The sequence below is a fragment of the Acinetobacter sp. CE-15 genome (genome assembly GCF_051059255.1).
In the GTDB taxonomy this organism is placed as follows: domain Bacteria; phylum Pseudomonadota; class Gammaproteobacteria; order Pseudomonadales; family Moraxellaceae; genus Acinetobacter; species Acinetobacter guillouiae.
Window position 1 is genome coordinate 4,521,687 of record NZ_CP192737.1, and the last position, 16,148, is coordinate 4,537,834.

General features: G+C 39.9%; 19 protein-coding genes. 14 read left to right on the top strand and 5 right to left on the bottom strand.

From position 1 onward, the window contains the following. Positions 1-210 precede the first annotated feature (210 nt). The 8 genes from ribBA (at position 211) to ACQ7EO_RS20925 (ending at position 8,419) form a co-directional block, all read left to right on the top strand. On the top strand, positions 211-1,332 hold the full coding sequence (ribBA, locus tag ACQ7EO_RS20890; RefSeq protein ID WP_004818315.1) for a bifunctional 3,4-dihydroxy-2-butanone-4-phosphate synthase/GTP cyclohydrolase II: 1,122 nt from the start codon (positions 211-213) through the stop codon (positions 1,330-1,332). A 97-nt stretch (positions 1,333-1,429) separates the two neighbouring features. Continuing rightward, on the top strand, positions 1,430-1,900 hold the full coding sequence (gene ribH, locus ACQ7EO_RS20895) for a 6,7-dimethyl-8-ribityllumazine synthase (protein ID WP_004718750.1): 471 nt from the start codon (positions 1,430-1,432) through the stop codon (positions 1,898-1,900). Between the two features lie 3 nt (positions 1,901-1,903). Next, the gene (nusB, locus tag ACQ7EO_RS20900; RefSeq protein ID WP_004718751.1) at positions 1,904-2,353 is read left to right on the top strand and encodes a transcription antitermination factor NusB; all 450 of its coding nucleotides are present in this window, start codon (positions 1,904-1,906) and stop codon (positions 2,351-2,353) included. Between the two features lie 11 nt (positions 2,354-2,364). Beyond that, positions 2,365-3,282 (top strand): thiamine-phosphate kinase, encoded by a 918-nt coding sequence (thiL, locus tag ACQ7EO_RS20905; protein ID WP_004818314.1) that lies wholly within the window; start codon positions 2,365-2,367, stop codon positions 3,280-3,282. Between the two features lie 22 nt (positions 3,283-3,304). Next, entirely contained in the window at positions 3,305-3,781 is a 477-nt protein-coding gene (locus tag ACQ7EO_RS20910; RefSeq protein ID WP_016539097.1) for a phosphatidylglycerophosphatase A family protein, read from the top strand. A gap of 21 nt (positions 3,782-3,802) precedes the next feature. Then, complete coding sequence (glmU, locus tag ACQ7EO_RS20915) at positions 3,803-5,167, top strand: bifunctional UDP-N-acetylglucosamine diphosphorylase/glucosamine-1-phosphate N-acetyltransferase GlmU (protein WP_244014593.1); 1,365 nt, start codon at positions 3,803-3,805, stop codon at positions 5,165-5,167. 12 nt (positions 5,168-5,179) lie between these two features. Further along, positions 5,180-7,018 (top strand): glutamine--fructose-6-phosphate transaminase (isomerizing), encoded by a 1,839-nt coding sequence (gene glmS, locus ACQ7EO_RS20920; protein WP_434278619.1) that lies wholly within the window; start codon positions 5,180-5,182, stop codon positions 7,016-7,018. A 429-nt stretch (positions 7,019-7,447) separates the two neighbouring features. Beyond that, positions 7,448-8,419 carry a cation diffusion facilitator family transporter gene (locus ACQ7EO_RS20925; protein WP_004718779.1) on the top strand — a complete coding sequence of 324 codons (972 nt, stop codon included), beginning with the start codon at positions 7,448-7,450 and terminating at the stop codon, positions 8,417-8,419. Positions 8,420-8,530: 111 nt separating this feature from the next. On the opposite strand, the gene ACQ7EO_RS20930 is transcribed toward ACQ7EO_RS20925, so the two are convergent. Together ACQ7EO_RS20930 and ACQ7EO_RS20935 are read right to left on the bottom strand one after the other, a co-directional pair. Next, entirely contained in the window at positions 8,531-8,851 is a 321-nt protein-coding gene (locus ACQ7EO_RS20930; RefSeq protein WP_004718782.1) for an ArsR/SmtB family transcription factor, read from the bottom strand. A 140-nt stretch (positions 8,852-8,991) separates the two neighbouring features. Beyond that, positions 8,992-9,261 (bottom strand): DUF4031 domain-containing protein, encoded by a 270-nt coding sequence (locus ACQ7EO_RS20935; protein ID WP_004718783.1) that lies wholly within the window; start codon positions 9,259-9,261, stop codon positions 8,992-8,994. A 105-nt stretch (positions 9,262-9,366) separates the two neighbouring features. Here ACQ7EO_RS20935 and ACQ7EO_RS20940 point away from each other — a divergent pair, with 105 nt between their 5' ends. Beyond that, positions 9,367-9,885, top strand: coding sequence for a GNAT family N-acetyltransferase (locus ACQ7EO_RS20940; RefSeq protein WP_434278620.1), 519 nt, complete (start codon positions 9,367-9,369; stop codon positions 9,883-9,885). After that, positions 9,885-10,355: a DUF523 domain-containing protein gene (locus ACQ7EO_RS20945; RefSeq protein WP_034611128.1), complete on the top strand. Its 471-nt coding sequence runs from the start codon at positions 9,885-9,887 to the stop codon at positions 10,353-10,355. The genes ACQ7EO_RS20940 and ACQ7EO_RS20945 overlap by 1 nt, the downstream gene beginning before the upstream one ends. Before the next feature lie 60 nt (positions 10,356-10,415). Here the strand turns inward: ACQ7EO_RS20945 and ACQ7EO_RS20950 are convergent, their stop codons facing one another. Then, positions 10,416-11,369 (bottom strand): bile acid:sodium symporter family protein, encoded by a 954-nt coding sequence (locus ACQ7EO_RS20950; RefSeq protein WP_004718792.1) that lies wholly within the window; start codon positions 11,367-11,369, stop codon positions 10,416-10,418. Positions 11,370-11,462: 93 nt separating this feature from the next. Then, positions 11,463-12,098: a bifunctional nicotinamidase/pyrazinamidase gene (gene pncA / locus ACQ7EO_RS20955; RefSeq protein WP_434278621.1), complete on the bottom strand. Its 636-nt coding sequence runs from the start codon at positions 12,096-12,098 to the stop codon at positions 11,463-11,465. Between the two features lie 484 nt (positions 12,099-12,582). Between pncA and dapA the strand changes: the two genes are divergently transcribed. Genes dapA through purC form a run of 3 tightly spaced genes read left to right on the top strand, consistent with a single transcriptional unit; the run spans position 12,583 to position 14,860 of the window. After that, positions 12,583-13,479, top strand: a complete 897-nt coding sequence (gene dapA, locus ACQ7EO_RS20960) for a 4-hydroxy-tetrahydrodipicolinate synthase (RefSeq protein ID WP_004718795.1) — start codon at positions 12,583-12,585, stop codon at positions 13,477-13,479. 15 nt (positions 13,480-13,494) lie between these two features. Then, positions 13,495-14,103 (top strand): hypothetical protein, encoded by a 609-nt coding sequence (locus ACQ7EO_RS20965; protein WP_004718797.1) that lies wholly within the window; start codon positions 13,495-13,497, stop codon positions 14,101-14,103. Positions 14,104-14,140: 37 nt separating this feature from the next. Continuing rightward, positions 14,141-14,860: a phosphoribosylaminoimidazolesuccinocarboxamide synthase gene (purC, locus tag ACQ7EO_RS20970; RefSeq protein WP_004818291.1), complete on the top strand. Its 720-nt coding sequence runs from the start codon at positions 14,141-14,143 to the stop codon at positions 14,858-14,860. Between the two features lie 51 nt (positions 14,861-14,911). On the opposite strand, the gene ACQ7EO_RS20975 is transcribed toward purC, so the two are convergent. Beyond that, on the bottom strand, positions 14,912-15,472 hold the full coding sequence (locus tag ACQ7EO_RS20975) for a DUF4303 domain-containing protein (RefSeq protein ID WP_434278622.1): 561 nt from the start codon (positions 15,470-15,472) through the stop codon (positions 14,912-14,914). 237 nt (positions 15,473-15,709) lie between these two features. Here ACQ7EO_RS20975 and ACQ7EO_RS20980 point away from each other — a divergent pair, with 237 nt between their 5' ends. Then, positions 15,710-15,898 (top strand): heavy-metal-associated domain-containing protein, encoded by a 189-nt coding sequence (locus tag ACQ7EO_RS20980; RefSeq protein WP_004818287.1) that lies wholly within the window; start codon positions 15,710-15,712, stop codon positions 15,896-15,898. Positions 15,899-16,148 lie beyond the last annotated feature (250 nt).

The following is a 16,148-nucleotide window of genomic DNA, read 5'->3' on the forward strand; positions in this document are numbered from 1 at the left end:
TCTTATTTTTTTCGAAATGAGTGTCTGATCTTTATACTAAATCACGATAAATCAATTTTCTTCTCTTTTCATTGCCCTACAAGCTTGTGTATAACTATCTATCTCAAAGGAAGATGATAAGCATAGGCAAAATACGTAAAAACACGTTAGACTATGCTCCGAATGTACTCAATGAAAATGTCATACGACAGAACAAAAAGGTGAAGGTTGATGCCGCTCAATACTGTTGAAGAGCTTGTAGCAGATATCCGTGCAGGTAAAATGGTTATCCTGATGGATGACGAAGATCGTGAAAATGAAGGCGATTTAGTCATTGCTGCAACACACGTACGCCCTGAAGACATCAACTTTATGATCACCCATGCTCGTGGTCTTGTATGCCTAACACTGAGTCGTGACCGCTGTAAGCAACTCGATCTACCATTAATGGTCGACCATAATGGCGCACAACACAGTACAAACTTCACGCTTTCTATTGAAGCGGCAAATGGTATTACCACTGGTATTTCTGCCGCAGAACGTGCCCATACCATTCAAACTGCCGTTGCAGCACATGCCAAACCTGCTGATATTGTACAACCTGGACATATCTTCCCATTGATGGCACAACCAGGTGGTGTATTACACCGTGCTGGACATACTGAAGCTGGCTGTGACTTATCTCGTTTAGCGGGTTTAGAGCCTGCGTCGGTGATTTGTGAAATTATCAATGAAGATGGCACGATGGCACGTCGTCCAGATCTTGAAGTATTTGCTGAGAAACATGGCTTAAAAATTGGTACAATTGCTGATCTGATTCATTATCGTATGACCAATGAACAAACCGTAGAACGTTTGGATCAACAAAGTATAGATACTGAATACGGTACCTTTGATTTATACCGTTACCGTGAAATTGGTAATCCAGACATTCATTTGGCTTTGGTCAAAGGTGAACCAAAACAAGGGGTGACGACTGTCCGTGTACATGGTTTCAATCCTGTACGTGATTTATTGAAACTCAATAAAAAAGATGGTGAGCCTGCTTGGAACCTTGATAAAGCACTCAAAACGATTGCCGACAGTGATCGAGGGGTTTTGGTCTGGATTGGTCAACGTCATCTATCTGACTTAGGCCCTGCTTTGGCAGAACTTGGTAAGCCAAAACCAACAAAATCAAATGCTGCACTTTCACAGCAATACCAAACAATTGGTGTTGGTGCACAAATTTTACGTGATCTTGGTGTTGAAAAGATGAAACTTCTTAGCTCACCATTACGTTTCAATGCATTATCAGGCTTTAATTTAGAAGTGGTGGAATACATCACTGCTGACCAAAAAACTGGTCAATAATTTTTAATCAGACTGCATTTATTGCTCAATTAGGTTTTTAGTCGGGAAATAAAAGCAGTCGGTACAACCACTTATCTGTTAAATTATCGAGGTTGCCATGGCGATTCGCCGAATTGAAGGTTTATTACATCTCGCGAGCGAAGACCGTTACGCGATTTTAGTTGGTCGTTTTAACAGCTTTGTTGTTGAACATTTATTAGAAGGTGCAATTGATACATTGCATCGTCATGGTGTAAGCGACGATAATATCACTGTCGTTCATGCACCGGGCGCATGGGAACTTCCAGTTGTGGCTAAAAAACTAGCAGCTTCTGGTAAATTCGATGCAGTGATTGCACTTGGCGCAGTGATTCGTGGTAGTACGCCACATTTCGACTTCGTTGCAGGTGAATGTGCCAAAGGTTTAGGTGTAGTTGGTTTAGATACTGGCTTACCTGTAATCAATGGTGTATTGACTACGGATAGTATTGAACAGGCGATTGAACGCTCTGGTACAAAAGCAGGTAATAAAGGTGGTGAAGCTGCCCTTACTGCTATTGAAATGGTTAACCTGTTAAAGGCAATTTAAAGCATGTCGCAAACACTCCAAGCTACTTATGCAGCAAAACGTAAAGCACGTCGCTTTGCTGTGCAAGGGATTTATGAATGGCAAATGAGCCACAACCCAGTGCATGAAATTGAAGCACGTACCCGTGTTGAAAACGCAATGCATAAAGTGGATCTCGGCTATTATCATGAGTTGCTCACAGCCGTGATCGCAAACCATGAAGCATTGGATGCTTTACTTGTTCCTGTTCTGGATCGTGAACTGAGTGCATTAGACGGTGTAGAACTTGCTACATTACGTTTAGGTGCATACGAACTCAAAGACCATCTTGAAGTCCCTTATCGAGTTGTACTCGATGAAGCCATTGAGCTGGCAAAACACTTTGGTGGTGCTGACAGTCATAAATACATCAATGGTGTATTAGATCGTTTAGCAACAAGCCTGCGTGAAGCAGAAAAGCAACAAAGCAAATAAGTTGTTTTTACATGGCTGAGTTTTCAATTATTGAGACCTATTTCAATCGTCAGCAGCAAACTGATGTTGATTTAGGCGTCGGTGACGACTCAGCTCTGCTCTCCCCACCTTTGAATCATCAATTGGTGATTTGCACAGATACCCTTGTCGCTGGTCGACATTTTCCCTTAGAAACCTCTCCACATGCCATTGGCTGGAAATCTGTTGCTGTCAATCTGTCAGATATTGCTGCAATGGGTGCGAAACCCCACAGTATTTTACTCGCATTGAGCCTATCCCAAATTGATCATGACTGGCTAAAACAATTTAGTCAGGGTTTATATGATTGTTGCGATCAATTTGGCGTACGTTTAATTGGTGGTGATACCACGCAAAGTCCACATCTCACCATTACCGTCACCGCACTGGGCTGGATTGAAACAGGCAAAGCCATTACCCGTTCTGGCGCACAAGTCGATGATTTAATTGTAGTCAGTGGCTCAATTGGTGATGCCGCTTTTGGGCTAAAACATTTAGGACATCCCCTACAACAACGTCTAGATTACCCAACACCGCGCTGCGAATTAGGCGCCATGTTAAAAGACTTGGCGTCCAGTATGATTGATGTTTCAGATGGGCTTGCTCAAGATCTCGGGCATATCTTAGATGCCTCTGGTGTCGGTGCAAAAATAAATTTAAATCAACTCCCGATTCAGCCAGCTTTAAGGCAACTCAGCGACAATGAGCAATGGAAATATGCTTTAGCGGGCGGAGATGATTATGAGTTATGCTTTACAATAACTATGCAAAATTATGCTAAACTTTTGCAATTAAAACCAAATGTAACCACTACAATCATCGGCCAAGTTACACAAAAATCTGGGATTGTATTTGAGAAAGATGGCTTAGACCATCCACTTCAACTTCAAGGGTACCAACACTTTGCATAAACCTCCGATTGTCTTTAAAAGTATGACATGGGCTGAACGCTTTATTGTGTTCTGCGGTGTGGGCTTTGGTTCAGGCTTAGCGCCTAAAGCACCAGGTACATTTGGCTCAGCGTTTGCGCTTTTGTTTATTCCGATTTGGCTTGCAATTGGTTTTTATGGCTCCATATTGGCCATCATAATCATGTCATTGGTCGGTATTTGGATTTGTGGGAAAACCGCAGAGATTATCCATGTGCATGATGATGGGCGTATTGTTTGGGATGAATTTGCTGGGCAATCAATCACGTTCCTGCCTTTGATTTATTTAGGGCAAATGAATTGGATTTGGGCACTGGTTGGATTTGCACTGTTCCGTTTATTTGATGTCTGGAAACCATGGCCTATTCGTGTCATTGACCAAAAAGTTGATGGTGGCTTTGGGATCATGCTTGACGATATTATTGCAGGCCTCTGGGCAGCAATATGTATCGTGATTTATTTATATTTTAAAATGGCTTAAGCCAGATCTGTTAGGTGTGATATGTCTACAACTGTGATCATTCTTGCTGCAGGTAAAGGAACACGTATGCGTTCTAGTTTACCCAAGGTACTCCAACCGTTAGCAGGACGCCCACTACTCGGTCATGTGATTGAAACAGCAAAACAATTACAAGCAAAAAATATCATTACAATCTTTGGTCACGGTGGTGATCTGGTTCAAAATGCATTTGCACATGAAAATATTCAATGGGTAGAGCAAACAGAACAACTTGGTACGGGTCATGCAGTTAAAGTGACTTTACCTGTTTTACCCCAAGACGGCATTTCTTTGATCCTTTCTGGTGATGTGCCTTGTGTACAACAAAGTACCCTACAACGTTTGCTTGATGTATCCAGTCAAACAGGCATCGGTTTAGTCACATTAACGCTTGAAGATTCTACAGGCTACGGTCGTATCGTACGTAAGGATGGAAAAATCCAAGCGATTGTTGAACATAAAGATGCTTCTGATGAACAACGTCAAATTAAAGAAATCAACACAGGTATTTACTGTGTCAGCAATACCAAATTACATGAATGGTTACCGAAACTCAGCAATGACAATGCTCAAGGCGAGTACTACCTGACCGATATCGTGGCAATGGCTTTAGCTGATGGTATGGAAATCGCATCCATTCAACCAGAATTGGCTTTTGAGGTTGAAGGCGTAAATGATCGCATTCAACTTGCAGCATTAGAGCGTGAATTTCAAAATTATCAAGCCAAATCACTGATGCAGCAAGGCGTGCATTTGATTGACCCTTCACGTTTTGATTTACGAGGTCAACTCACGGCGGGTACTGATGTTCGTATTGATATTAATGTGATTATTGAAGGTCAATGTACTTTCGGAAATGGCGTTGAAATTGGTGCAGGATGTATTATCAAAAACACCCAAATTGCGGCAGGAACCAAAGTTCAACCATATAGTGTTTTTGAAGATGCGGTAATTGGTGCAGATGTACACATTGGTCCTTTTGCACGACTACGTCCAGGCGCAAAATTGGCAGATGAAGTTCATATCGGTAACTTTGTTGAAGTGAAAAACTCTTCTGTTGGTCTAGGTTCAAAAGCCAATCATTTCACCTATTTAGGCGATGCAGAAATTGGTGCGGGTTCAAATATCGGTGCAGGTACAATTACCTGTAATTATGATGGTGCCAATAAACACAAAACCATCATTGGTGATAATGCCTTTATTGGAACCAACAACTCACTGGTTGCACCGATTAAAATTGGTCATGGCGCAACCACAGGTGCGGGTTCAGTGATTACCCATGATGTAGCAGACAACAGTCTTGCATTTGAACGTGCAAAACAAATTTCGAAAGAAAATTATCAACGTCCCCAAAAGGTCAAGAAATAAGAGGATATTATTATGTGCGGTATTGTTGGTGGCGTTGCTGAACGAAGCATTACAAATATTTTAATTGAAGGCCTAAAACGTCTTGAATATCGTGGTTATGACTCTGCGGGTGTTGCACTGGTTGATCAGGGGCAAATCTTACGTGAACGTCGTGTCGGTAAAGTTGCAAATTTAGAAGGTGCGGTTGCAGAGTCGAATATTTTAGGTTCTGTGGGTATTGCACACACACGTTGGGCAACCCATGGTAAACCAACTGAAAATAATGCCCATCCGCATATTTCTGGCCATGTTGCAGTGGTACATAACGGTATTATTGAAAACTACCAAGAGCTTAAAGATGATCTTGAAGCTTTGGGTTATGTGTTTACATCACAAACCGATACTGAAGTCGTTGCTCACTTAATTACTGAAGCACTGAAATCATCGCCAAATTTATTAAAAGCCGTTGAAGAAATCGTACCTCAACTGAAAGGCGCTTATGCACTGGGGATTGTGCATACCGATTACCCAGATGAATTAATTGCTGTTCGTGAAGGCTCACCTTTAGTCATTGGTGTCGGTATCGGTGAGAACTTTATTAGTTCAGACCAATTGGCACTATTGCCTGTGACCAACCGTTTTATCTATCTTGAAGAAGGTGATATTGCGCGTTTAACTCGTGAAACGATTGAAGTTTTTGTTAATGATCAATTGGTTGATCGTCCAGTGAAAGAACTGGATGCAACCGTGAGTAATGCCTCTAAAGGTGAGTATAAACACTACATGCTCAAAGAAATTTTTGAGCAACCTGAAGCAATTCAACAAACGATCTCTCAAGCTTTGAATGGCAATACACTACGAGAAGATTTCTTACAAAATGCAAACATAGATTTTAAAAATGTTCAGCAAATTCAGGTGCTTGCTTGTGGTACCAGCTACCATGCAGGAATGATTGCAAAATATTGGTTTGAACAGCTGATTGATCTGCCTTGCCAAGTCGAAATTGCCAGCGAGTTCCGTTATCGCTCGCCTGTGATTGTAGATAACACCTTGTATGTCTGTATTTCCCAATCAGGTGAAACTGCAGATACCTTGGCTGCATTACGTGATACACAAAAGCGTGCTAAAGCAAAAGGCTTAAATATCTACACCATGACGATTTGTAATGTCGCGACCTCGTCTATGGTTCGTGAAACAAATCATCATTTATTAACTCTGGCTGGTCCTGAAATTGGGGTCGCATCAACCAAAGCGTTCACCACACAGCTCGCAGCTTTGATGCTATTGACCCTTAAACTTGGTCAGGTTAAGCAAACCATTTCAGCTGAACGTCTTGATGAAATCACTTCTGCGCTGTGGCATATCCCTAAAGTCATTTTAGATACCTTACAAAATGATGCAGAAATTTTACGTTTGTCTGTTCTGTTTAAAGAGAAACAGCATTGCTTATTCTTGGGTCGCGGTACAGAATTCCCAATTGCGCTTGAAGGTGCATTAAAACTTAAAGAAATTTCATATATTCATGCTGAAGGTTATGCTGCAGGTGAATTGAAACATGGCCCACTGGCATTGGTCGACAATGATATGCCTGTGGTGATTCTTGCACCGAATGATGACATGCTGGATAAACTTAAATCCAATATGGAAGAAGTCCAAGCACGTGGTGGTGAACTGTTTGTTTTTGCAGATGAAAATAGCGGTATCGTGGCTAAAGATCGTCAACATGTTGTCTATGTTCCAACAGTAAATACTTGGTTAGCACCGATAGCTTACAGTATCCCAGTACAGTTACTGTCTTATCATGTTGCGGTATTACGTGGTACTGACGTAGACCAACCAAGAAACTTAGCAAAATCAGTTACGGTTGAATAATCAATCAGTTACTTATTGTAGTGTATGAAATAAATTAAGTTTCATACACATATCAATAGCTCAAGCAATCCACACAAAGCATGCGCTAAAATTGCATGAATGTGTGGATTTTTTTATGCCTGATTTTTATAGATCCATCAATTTAAAATAACCTCAACCAGAACAATCACCCTAAACTAAACTTGAACCAACAAGATCCTTTAGCGAAAAATAGCCTCCTTTTTTACTTCGCATTAAATTAAATAAACTCGAAAGTGAATCCAGTCCGTTTTAAAAACTTCATTCTGTTTTGTTAAACCTAAGTGCCTTATGACATCAGTTTTTTGAAATTTTGATTCACAATGCAATAAAAAATTAACATGAAGCTATTTGACAAAACAAACATATGAACATATATTCATATGTAAATAATCCAATTCAGAGGTCCTTATGGGACACAATCATAATCACCCCCATAATAGCCATAGTGATCACAACCACGCACATGTACCTGAAGCAACTACAGGAAATGAAAGAAAAATTCTGATTTCTTTCTTCATTATTTTCAGTTTTATGCTTGTTGAAGCTGCTGGGGGAATCATATCTGGTTCACTGGCACTGTTAGCTGATGCAGGCCATATGATGACGGATGCACTTGCATTAGGATTAGCATATGCAGCGTTTCGCTTTGGCCGTCGTACTGCGGATAAATCACGTACTTTCGGCTATATGCGCTTTGAAGTGATTGCAGGCCTGATCAATTCTCTAACCTTGTTTGGGATTGTTGGATGGATCGTCTATGAAGCCATTGTACGCTTTCAATCACCTCAACCCGTACTTGCAGGACCGATGTTTATTGTCGCAATTGTTGGTATGTTGGTGAATATCTTTGTTTTATGGTATCTCACACGAGATGATACGGATCATGTAAATATCAAAGGTGCAATTCTGCACGTGATGGGTGACTTATTGGGTTCTGTTGCTGCAATTATTGCTGCAATCGTCATCTGGTACTCAGGCTGGACACCGATTGATCCTATTTTATCTGTGCTTGTATCATTACTTGTATTGCGCAGTGCATGGTCTTTGTTTAAACAAACCATTCATATTTTGTTAGAAGGTGCGCCTGCCAATGCGAATACAACAGATATCACCACTCACTTATTAAAATCGGTTCAAGGCATTCAGAAAATTAGCCATATTCATGTATGGATGATTACTTCAGGAAGAGCAATGGCAACATTACATGTCCAACCTGAAGCAGGTGTTGATATCAAGACACTCACCGAACAAATTGAACATGAATTAAAAACCAAATTTGATATTGAACATCCAACTGTCGCGATTGATTGGCAAGGTGATAGCAGCTGTAGCCTTGAAAAACCGACAAAAATTGATCCTCATGCTGGACATAGTCATTAAGATCAATATGGATCAAGCACAAATCGCCACAAGGTCATTGATTGTTGCCTTGTGGCATCCACATTTTGAAATTCACTTTACTTTTAATAATCGATTTGAAAAATAGAAAATTTAACCACACTGCTCTTCTGCAATATGTTTTGCCATATCAGACAAAACATGGCTGACATGCGTATCAGCGATTTCATATAAGACTTGTTTGGCCTGACGCTCACTTTTCACCAAGCGTGCTGAACGTAATAAACGTAAATGATGACTAACCAAAGATTGCGACAAATCGAGTGCTTCACAGATATCGCCAACTGGGCTAGGTCCACGCATACAGAATAAAAGAATTCTGAGACGTGAGGCATCTCCTAAAAGTCGAAAAGTTTCAGCCAGAATAATAATCTCGTCTTGCGATATTTCTGTTGAGCCGTCTTTAAAAGTCATATATTAATCACAATCGTTGTTCATAATTTTTCATCATAAAAGATTCTACTCTTGTGCTTCTCATAAGGACAAGACTTAATCGCGATAAAGTATTTTTCTGGAGGTTCGGTTTTATCAAGCTTAAATAAAAAACCAATTCTTTATAAAGATTGGTTGAGTTGTAACTTCAGTTTCTTTCCACAAGCAATAATGGTTTTTCGATCGGCATCTATTGCGCCATAAGCAATCGCCATCACACGCATTTGCAGGGTAATATCATAATGCGGATAAGAGGCAGAGCGATGAAATAAACGGGCATCGATTTCCAACATTTGCGCAAAGTGATGTAATTCCTCCAGTGTATCTGCCATCAAATGACACCATTCTTGGCCTTTAAAAGGAACTTTTGCGCGATCGACATACACACTCATAACAAGATTCATTTTCCCTATTTCGGATTGATTATCCCATGAAACTCATCCATGATTGAATACAAATTCAAGGTATAGCAAAGCGTCATTTGATGACAACATATAATGAAAATTTATCCAGCCACGCCAATCCATCTCAAGCAACTCAATCAGTTTGCCTGCACCACATATCGTCAACATTTTGCTGATCTTTGGTCAGAACAAGGTCTACAAAACTTTCTCAATCAAAATTTTAGTTTAGAAAATTTGTCCGAATCTCTGCGAGATCCTGATCAAGTTTGGCTATTGCTTGAAAATGAACAAGCGCAAATTATTGGATATGCCAAGCTAAATCTCAATCAATATGAACCCCATCTAGATATTATTGGTGCAGAATTACAGAAAATTTACTTGCTTAAAGAGGCGGTTGGGAAAAATTTTGCATCTGCGCTTATGCAAAATGCGATTGATATTGCACGTGAACAGCAACAAGCTTCTGTATTTTTGGAAGTATTAACAACCAATACCCGTGCAAAAAAATTCTATCAAAATTTTGCTTTTACAGAGAAATTAAGCATCGACTTTAAAACAGATTTATATGATATTGGTATGGATTTAATGCAACTCGAATTAACCTCAAGATAATGAAAAAATATCTGATTAGTGCATGTCTTGTAGGTGAAAATGTTCGCTACGATGCCAAGAACTGCCTACAACACAAGCTTAAACAACTGCTAGACACTCAACAAGCCGTGGTGATTTGCCCTGAAGTTTCAGGCGGCTTAAGTACACCTCGGCAACCTGCTGAAATCGTAGGTGGTGATGGTTATCAGGTTTTAAGGGGACAAGCCAAAGTAAAAGACGCCAATGGTGATGATGTTTCAGCTGAATTTATTCTAGGTGCAGAAAAAACCCTAAAACTCGCCCAATACCATCAAGTGACACATATTATTTTAAAAGCCAACAGTCCTTCTTGTGGTTCACAAATGATTTATGATGGATCATTTTCAGGGCATAAAATATCAGGCAAAGGGGTTACTGCAGCCCTACTCGAACAACATGGCTTTAGCGTGCTCACTGAGGATGAATTTTTAAAACAGTTAGCGTATGAATAAGCACTATAAATAAAAAGAGAGCCAAAGCTCTCTAAATGAAACGTAAATTTTAAAATAGTATTATTGTTTATTTTCAGCCATTTTATCGGCTTTCGCTGCCCAATAGGTGGCTAAAACAGGTCCAGAAATATTATGCCATAAACTAAAAATAGCACTTGGCACTGCGGTTATTGGAGATGCAGCAAAATGTATCGCAGCTAAGGTCACACCTAAACCAGAATTTTGCATCCCCACTTCAATCGCAACAGCTTTGGAGTCAGGATAAGATAAGTTGAATAGACGACTTGCCCAATAGCCTAATAAAAAGCCTAAACCATTATGTAAAATCACCACACCCAAAATTAGCAAGCCCGATTGCAAAATTGAAGCCTTACTGGCTGCAATAATTGCTGCCACGATCACCACAATGGCAACCACAGAGATCAAAGGCATTACTTGAATATATTGCTCGGTCTTTTGTTTAAATAGGCTTCTTAAAATCACGCCCAAAATAATTGGAAAAATCACCACTTTAAGAATATCGATAAACATTGAACCCGCATCAATCGGAATCCACTGGCTGGCTAACACATAGAATATTGCAGGTGTCAAAATAGGCGCTAAAAACGTTGAAACAGATGTACATGTGACGGATAAAGCAGTATTTCCTTTGGCCATATAGGTGATGACATTGGATGCTGTCCCTCCAGGGCAACAGCCGACAAGGATTACCCCTACCGCAATTTCGGGTGGTAAATTAAAAACTTTACAGAGAAAGAATGCCACACTGGGCATCACCACAAAATGTGCAACGACACCGATCACAACTGCTTTGGGATTTGACAAGACATTCTTAAATTCGTCCACGGTCATGGTCATGCCCATTCCCAGCATGATAATCCCTAAAACCCATGGAATATATGCTTTCATCCAGACAAATGCTGCTGGAAAACATAAGGCAATAAAGGCAAATACCACAACCCACAGGGCAAAAGTTTTTTGTACAAACTGACTAAAACGTAAAATTGCTGACATTGTCCCTACCCAAGCAGATTGAGGATTTCGGCTTATCTTAAAGCAAGATGTTTTAAAGCAGTAATATTTCTCAAATGATGCAAGTCTTGGTACTTATACTTCGTTGAAAATATCTTTTGAGATCATGCGTTTTACACCGACAGCCAGCATTTCCTGCCATGCGTGTTGTAAAGAACCGTGTAAATCAATCGCTTTGGTCGCGTCCGAAATCACAAAGGCTTTAAAGCCTAACTTGGCAGCATCCATGGCCGTCCATGCGACGCAGAAATCTGTTGCAATCCCCACGATATACACCGTATCTATACCGCGTTCTTTAAGATAGCCCGCCAAGCCTGTAGTGGTTTTATGATCGGCTTCCATAAAGGCTGAATAGCTGTCAATTTGAGAACGAAAGCCTTTACGAATGATCAGTTGTGCAGTTGGTATGTTTAGATCAGGATGAAATTCAGCATCTTTACTCCCTTGTACACAGTGTGATGGCCACAATACTTGCGGGCCGTAATCTAACTGAATCAGGTCATAAGCTTTACTGTTGGGATGATTCTCAACAAATGAAATATGGTTTTCAGGGTGCCAATCTTGAGTCAATACAATATTGTCAAAATGTCGTGCCAATTGATTGATAGTTGGAATGATTTGCTCAGCATGGGCAACTTCTAAATTTCCCCCTGAAGTGAAACCATTTTGTACATCAACAACGATCAAGGCACTACGCTCAGATTGCAACATTTCCCTACCCTTATATTGGCCAAATGACTATTATTTTAATCGTAAAAATTTAAACACTCGATGGCTCAACATACAATATAACAGCGTACATTTGCGAGCGTCTTATCAAAATCAACCAAGAAATCATCTAGAACGGTTCGCTAGATTCTAAACGGCGAGACTCCGCCGCCCAATAGAAAATTGTTTTCTAGCGCGAATAGATTTTACCCAGCATTGGGATTAAAACTGCACGCTGTTCATGTTTGATAAAAAACTGAAAATAAAAAAAATTGCTTGGAAATGTGAGTGATTTGTTGCTTTTGTTAAAGAATTTCCAAGCTTTGACTAAAGCATATTGTTCTGACACGCTGAATCAGTCATAATTTGCATAAGCATTAGGCAATCTTTAAGATGATTGTTTCACGCTCAAATCAAAATACTGCAACCATCCCAATCCTTGTTTACTCAAACGCATGTGGATGGAAAAATAGGATATTTTTTTAAAATGACTCAGCAAGCACAGACCATTCAAGGCTCAATTGTCGCAATCGTCACCCCTATGTTTGAAGATGGCAGCGTAGATTGGAAGGGTCTCGAGAAGCTCGTTGAGTGGCACATAGAACAAGGCACTAATAGTATCGTTGCTGTTGGTACAACTGGCGAAGCATCTACTCTTAGCATGGCAGAACACACAGAAGTAATTAAAGAAATTATCCGTGTTGCCAATAAACGTATTCCAATTATTGCCGGTACTGGTGCAAACTCGACACACGAAGCGATTGAACTCACCAAAGAAGCCAAACAACTCGGCGCAGATGCCGCACTTTTAGTTACCCCTTATTATAACAAACCAACGCAAGAAGGTTTATTCCAACACTATAAGGCAGTTGCTGAAGCTGTTGATTTACCTATCATTCTTTACAACGTACCTGGTCGTACTGGTGTAGATCTGCACAACGACACCGCGATTCGTTTAGCAGATATTCCTCAAATCGTAGGAATTAAAGATGCGACTGGCGATGTTCCCCGTGGTAAAGAGCTGATTGATGGCTTAAAAGGCAAAAACATGGTGGTGTATTCAGGTGATGATGCGACTGCGAGTGAATTGATTCAGTTAGGCGCCCACGGCAATATTTCAGTGACAGCAAATATTGCACCAAAAATCATGAGCGAACTTTGTGCCGCTGCAATTGCAGGTGATGCTGCAACAGCGAAAAGCAAGGATGACCAAGTTGCAAAATTAAACAATATTCTATTTTGCGAATCGAACCCAATTCCAGTGAAATGGGCACTTCATGAAATGGAATTAATTGGTACTGGCATTCGCTTACCATTAACTCCCCTAGCAGAACAATACCGTGCACCACTGCGTGAAGAACTCAAAGCAGTGGGTCTCATTTAATAAGAGCTTAGTATTATGCAATTACGTTTAGGTTTAACTCTTGCCATTTCAGCTTTAAGCTTGGCGGGTTGTAGTTCCCTTGGAATCAGCAATGGTTCTTTAGATTATAAAAACACGACCACTGTAGAGCCACTTAGCTACCCTGAAGGTTCAACAGTTAGACCTGCAACGCCAATGTATCCAGCTCCTATTGTTGACCCTCTTGCACTTCAGCATGCACCAAAATTTGAAAATAAACGAGGCAACCGTTACGAAGTTCCTCGTCCAGATGTTGCTCAAATCAGTGCACCTGCTGATGAAGTTTCTGCATCAACTGAAAGTGTTGGTCGTCCTCAAATTTTAACTGATGGAAATGGCAATCCACTGATCAAAATTGATGGAAATTCTGCTACAATTTGGCAGTACGCACTTGCGACCCTCAGTAGCTTAAATCATAAGGTTATCGGCCAAAGCAAAAATGCCAATGAGGCAACTGTAAAAATCGATAATTCAACTTATGTATTGAAACTTAATTCTGTAGGTTCAAGTAACACACTTGCTGTGTTTAACGCCGATAATAGCTTTGCAGACAAAGAAAAAGCTGCAGAACTATTAACCCAGATTTACCAAAACTGGCCAGCCTAGTCGTTCTAGGCAATTTTTTTTTGCAAAAGGTTCCCCCATGTTAAAACAAACCTTGCTCTATACTGGTAAAGCGAAATCTGTTTATGAAACAGATAGCGCGGATCATCTAATTCTAGTTTTCCGTGACGATGCTTCTGCATTTAATGGCGAAAAAATAGAGCAACTAGACCGTAAAGGTAAGGTGAACAACCGTTTTAATGCCTTTATCATGGAAAAACTGGCTGCAGCTGGTATTGAAACACACTTCGAAAAACTTCTTTCTCCAACTGAAGTTTTAGTGAAAAAATTGCAAATGATCCCTGTTGAATGTGTAATGCGTAATTATGCTGCAGGTTCATTATGCCGTCGTTTGGGTGTTGAAGAAGGTTTAGAGCTTGTTCCACCAACATTTGAATTGTTCTTCAAAGATGACGCTTTAGGCGATCCTATGGTGAACGAGTCTCAAGCAATTGCATTGGGTTGGGCAAATGCTGAACAATTGGCGCAAATGAAAGAATTGACTCAAAAAGTCAATGTTGTGCTGAAAGACTTATTCGCTCAAGGCAACATGCTTCTTGTTGATTTTAAACTTGAATTTGGCGTGTTCCATGACCGTATCGTATTGGGTGACGAATTTTCTCCAGACGGTTGCCGTCTATGGGATAAAGACACCAAGAAAAAACTCGACAAAGACCGTTTCCGTCAAGGTTTAGGTGGTGTTGTTGAAGCTTATGAAGAAGTGGCTACACGCATTGGTGTAGATCTTTCAGATATCTAATTTTAGATACTGATTCTTCAGAAACCGAGCTTTTTAGCTCGGTTTCTTATTTTAAGATACTGATTTTTCTAATAGGTAATCATATAAATTTTCACCAGCTTTTTTCTGAAAGCGGTTTTCAAATAAAGGCACTAAAAACTCAGGATTAATTTGTGGGAAACTGATGTCCTCAAAATCTTCATCGGATGAGTCTGCATATTGAATAATGACAATAATTTCTTCACCCTGTTGGTTTTTTAATTTTCCTTGTGTTCTTAAATCTTGTAATGCTTGAATAATGGTCTTTTGATAGTGCGCTTGCAATTCGCTATATTGCTCATCTGTATAATCCTCTCCCAAGTCCTGATACAAAGCCGTGATTGCATCGTGAACACGATTATTGGCAGTACTTGAACAACTCCATTCTGAAATCCACCATGCTTCATAGACGTCTTCAAAGGTTTTTAATTGTTCTAATGTGCATCCTACATAAAAGAAACCACAGAAATCCTCAACCATTCCCAAACCAATAGCACATAAATGCTGATCTTGTGTAAGCTGCTGAATCTCAGCGAAAGCATCTTGAATGTCTTGGTAAATCACTGAATATAAATGGTCTTTATTCATCATCATGTTCTTATCATTCACAATTTCAATGCAGAGTTTACTATCAAAGCATAAATTCTGTATATAAACCATTCGCCTATGTTGGCATTTAGCATTCGTAAAAAATTGAGCAATCGACGACTTAAAAATACTGTAAATTATTTTTGAAAAAGCGTTGCGATGAAACTTTAAACATTAAAACTTGACCTTACAATTATGGTAAGGTTTATCTTAAGTTTAAGTCTTCTTAGAGCAGGGTGAGATATGGAATTTTATATTGAAAATATGACCTGTGGTGGTTGTGCACGTGGTGTAACCAAAGCAATTCAATCTGTAGATGAAAATGCCAAGGTGATTGCCGATCCACCAAGTCACAGTGTTAAAGTTGAAACAACAGCAACACAGCAACAAGTGGTTGATGCTTTATCAGAAGCGGGCTTTCCTCCACGCTAAGCTGATTGGATAAAGTGAAAAGGGCTATCAATTTAAGGTAGCCCTTTTGCATTAAAGCAAATATAAACTGATCAAACGGGGCTCTGTCATGGGATTTATACGTCTGTATAGCATTGATCAAACCCAGCTTTTGCTGATGTGAATTGTTGATCATCACTATATTCATCAACTTGATTCAATATCATCGCCTCATCACTGAGCCATTCAAAATCATACGCTTTATCAATAATTTCAAAAGATTGTGTATCAA

What these genes read in the sequence shown, in the direction of transcription:
- ACQ7EO_RS20965 (WP_004718797.1), top strand. Translation starts at nt 13,495, where the DNA reads ATGCAATTACGTTTAGGTTTAACTCTTGCCATTTCAGCTTTAAGCTTG.
- pncA (WP_434278621.1), bottom strand. Translation starts at nt 12,098, where the DNA reads ATGTTGCAATCTGAGCGTAGTGCCTTGATCGTTGTTGATGTACAAAAT.
- nusB (WP_004718751.1), top strand. Translation starts at nt 1,904, where the DNA reads ATGTCGCAAACACTCCAAGCTACTTATGCAGCAAAACGTAAAGCACGT.
- ACQ7EO_RS20935 (WP_004718783.1), bottom strand. Translation starts at nt 9,261, where the DNA reads ATGAGTGTGTATGTCGATCGCGCAAAAGTTCCTTTTAAAGGCCAAGAA.
- ACQ7EO_RS20945 (WP_034611128.1), top strand. Translation starts at nt 9,885, where the DNA reads ATGAAAAAATATCTGATTAGTGCATGTCTTGTAGGTGAAAATGTTCGC.
- thiL (WP_004818314.1), top strand. Translation starts at nt 2,365, where the DNA reads ATGGCTGAGTTTTCAATTATTGAGACCTATTTCAATCGTCAGCAGCAA.
- ribBA (WP_004818315.1), top strand. Translation starts at nt 211, where the DNA reads ATGCCGCTCAATACTGTTGAAGAGCTTGTAGCAGATATCCGTGCAGGT.
- ACQ7EO_RS20950 (WP_004718792.1), bottom strand. Translation starts at nt 11,369, where the DNA reads ATGTCAGCAATTTTACGTTTTAGTCAGTTTGTACAAAAAACTTTTGCC.
- ACQ7EO_RS20910 (WP_016539097.1), top strand. Translation starts at nt 3,305, where the DNA reads ATGACATGGGCTGAACGCTTTATTGTGTTCTGCGGTGTGGGCTTTGGT.
- glmS (WP_434278619.1), top strand. Translation starts at nt 5,180, where the DNA reads ATGTGCGGTATTGTTGGTGGCGTTGCTGAACGAAGCATTACAAATATT.
- ACQ7EO_RS20975 (WP_434278622.1), bottom strand. Translation starts at nt 15,472, where the DNA reads ATGATGATGAATAAAGACCATTTATATTCAGTGATTTACCAAGACATT.
- ACQ7EO_RS20930 (WP_004718782.1), bottom strand. Translation starts at nt 8,851, where the DNA reads ATGACTTTTAAAGACGGCTCAACAGAAATATCGCAAGACGAGATTATT.
- ribH (WP_004718750.1), top strand. Translation starts at nt 1,430, where the DNA reads ATGGCGATTCGCCGAATTGAAGGTTTATTACATCTCGCGAGCGAAGAC.
- ACQ7EO_RS20940 (WP_434278620.1), top strand. Translation starts at nt 9,367, where the DNA reads ATGAAAATTTATCCAGCCACGCCAATCCATCTCAAGCAACTCAATCAG.
- dapA (WP_004718795.1), top strand. Translation starts at nt 12,583, where the DNA reads ATGACTCAGCAAGCACAGACCATTCAAGGCTCAATTGTCGCAATCGTC.
- purC (WP_004818291.1), top strand. Translation starts at nt 14,141, where the DNA reads ATGTTAAAACAAACCTTGCTCTATACTGGTAAAGCGAAATCTGTTTAT.
- ACQ7EO_RS20925 (WP_004718779.1), top strand. Translation starts at nt 7,448, where the DNA reads ATGGGACACAATCATAATCACCCCCATAATAGCCATAGTGATCACAAC.
- glmU (WP_244014593.1), top strand. Translation starts at nt 3,803, where the DNA reads ATGTCTACAACTGTGATCATTCTTGCTGCAGGTAAAGGAACACGTATG.
- ACQ7EO_RS20980 (WP_004818287.1), top strand. Translation starts at nt 15,710, where the DNA reads ATGGAATTTTATATTGAAAATATGACCTGTGGTGGTTGTGCACGTGGT.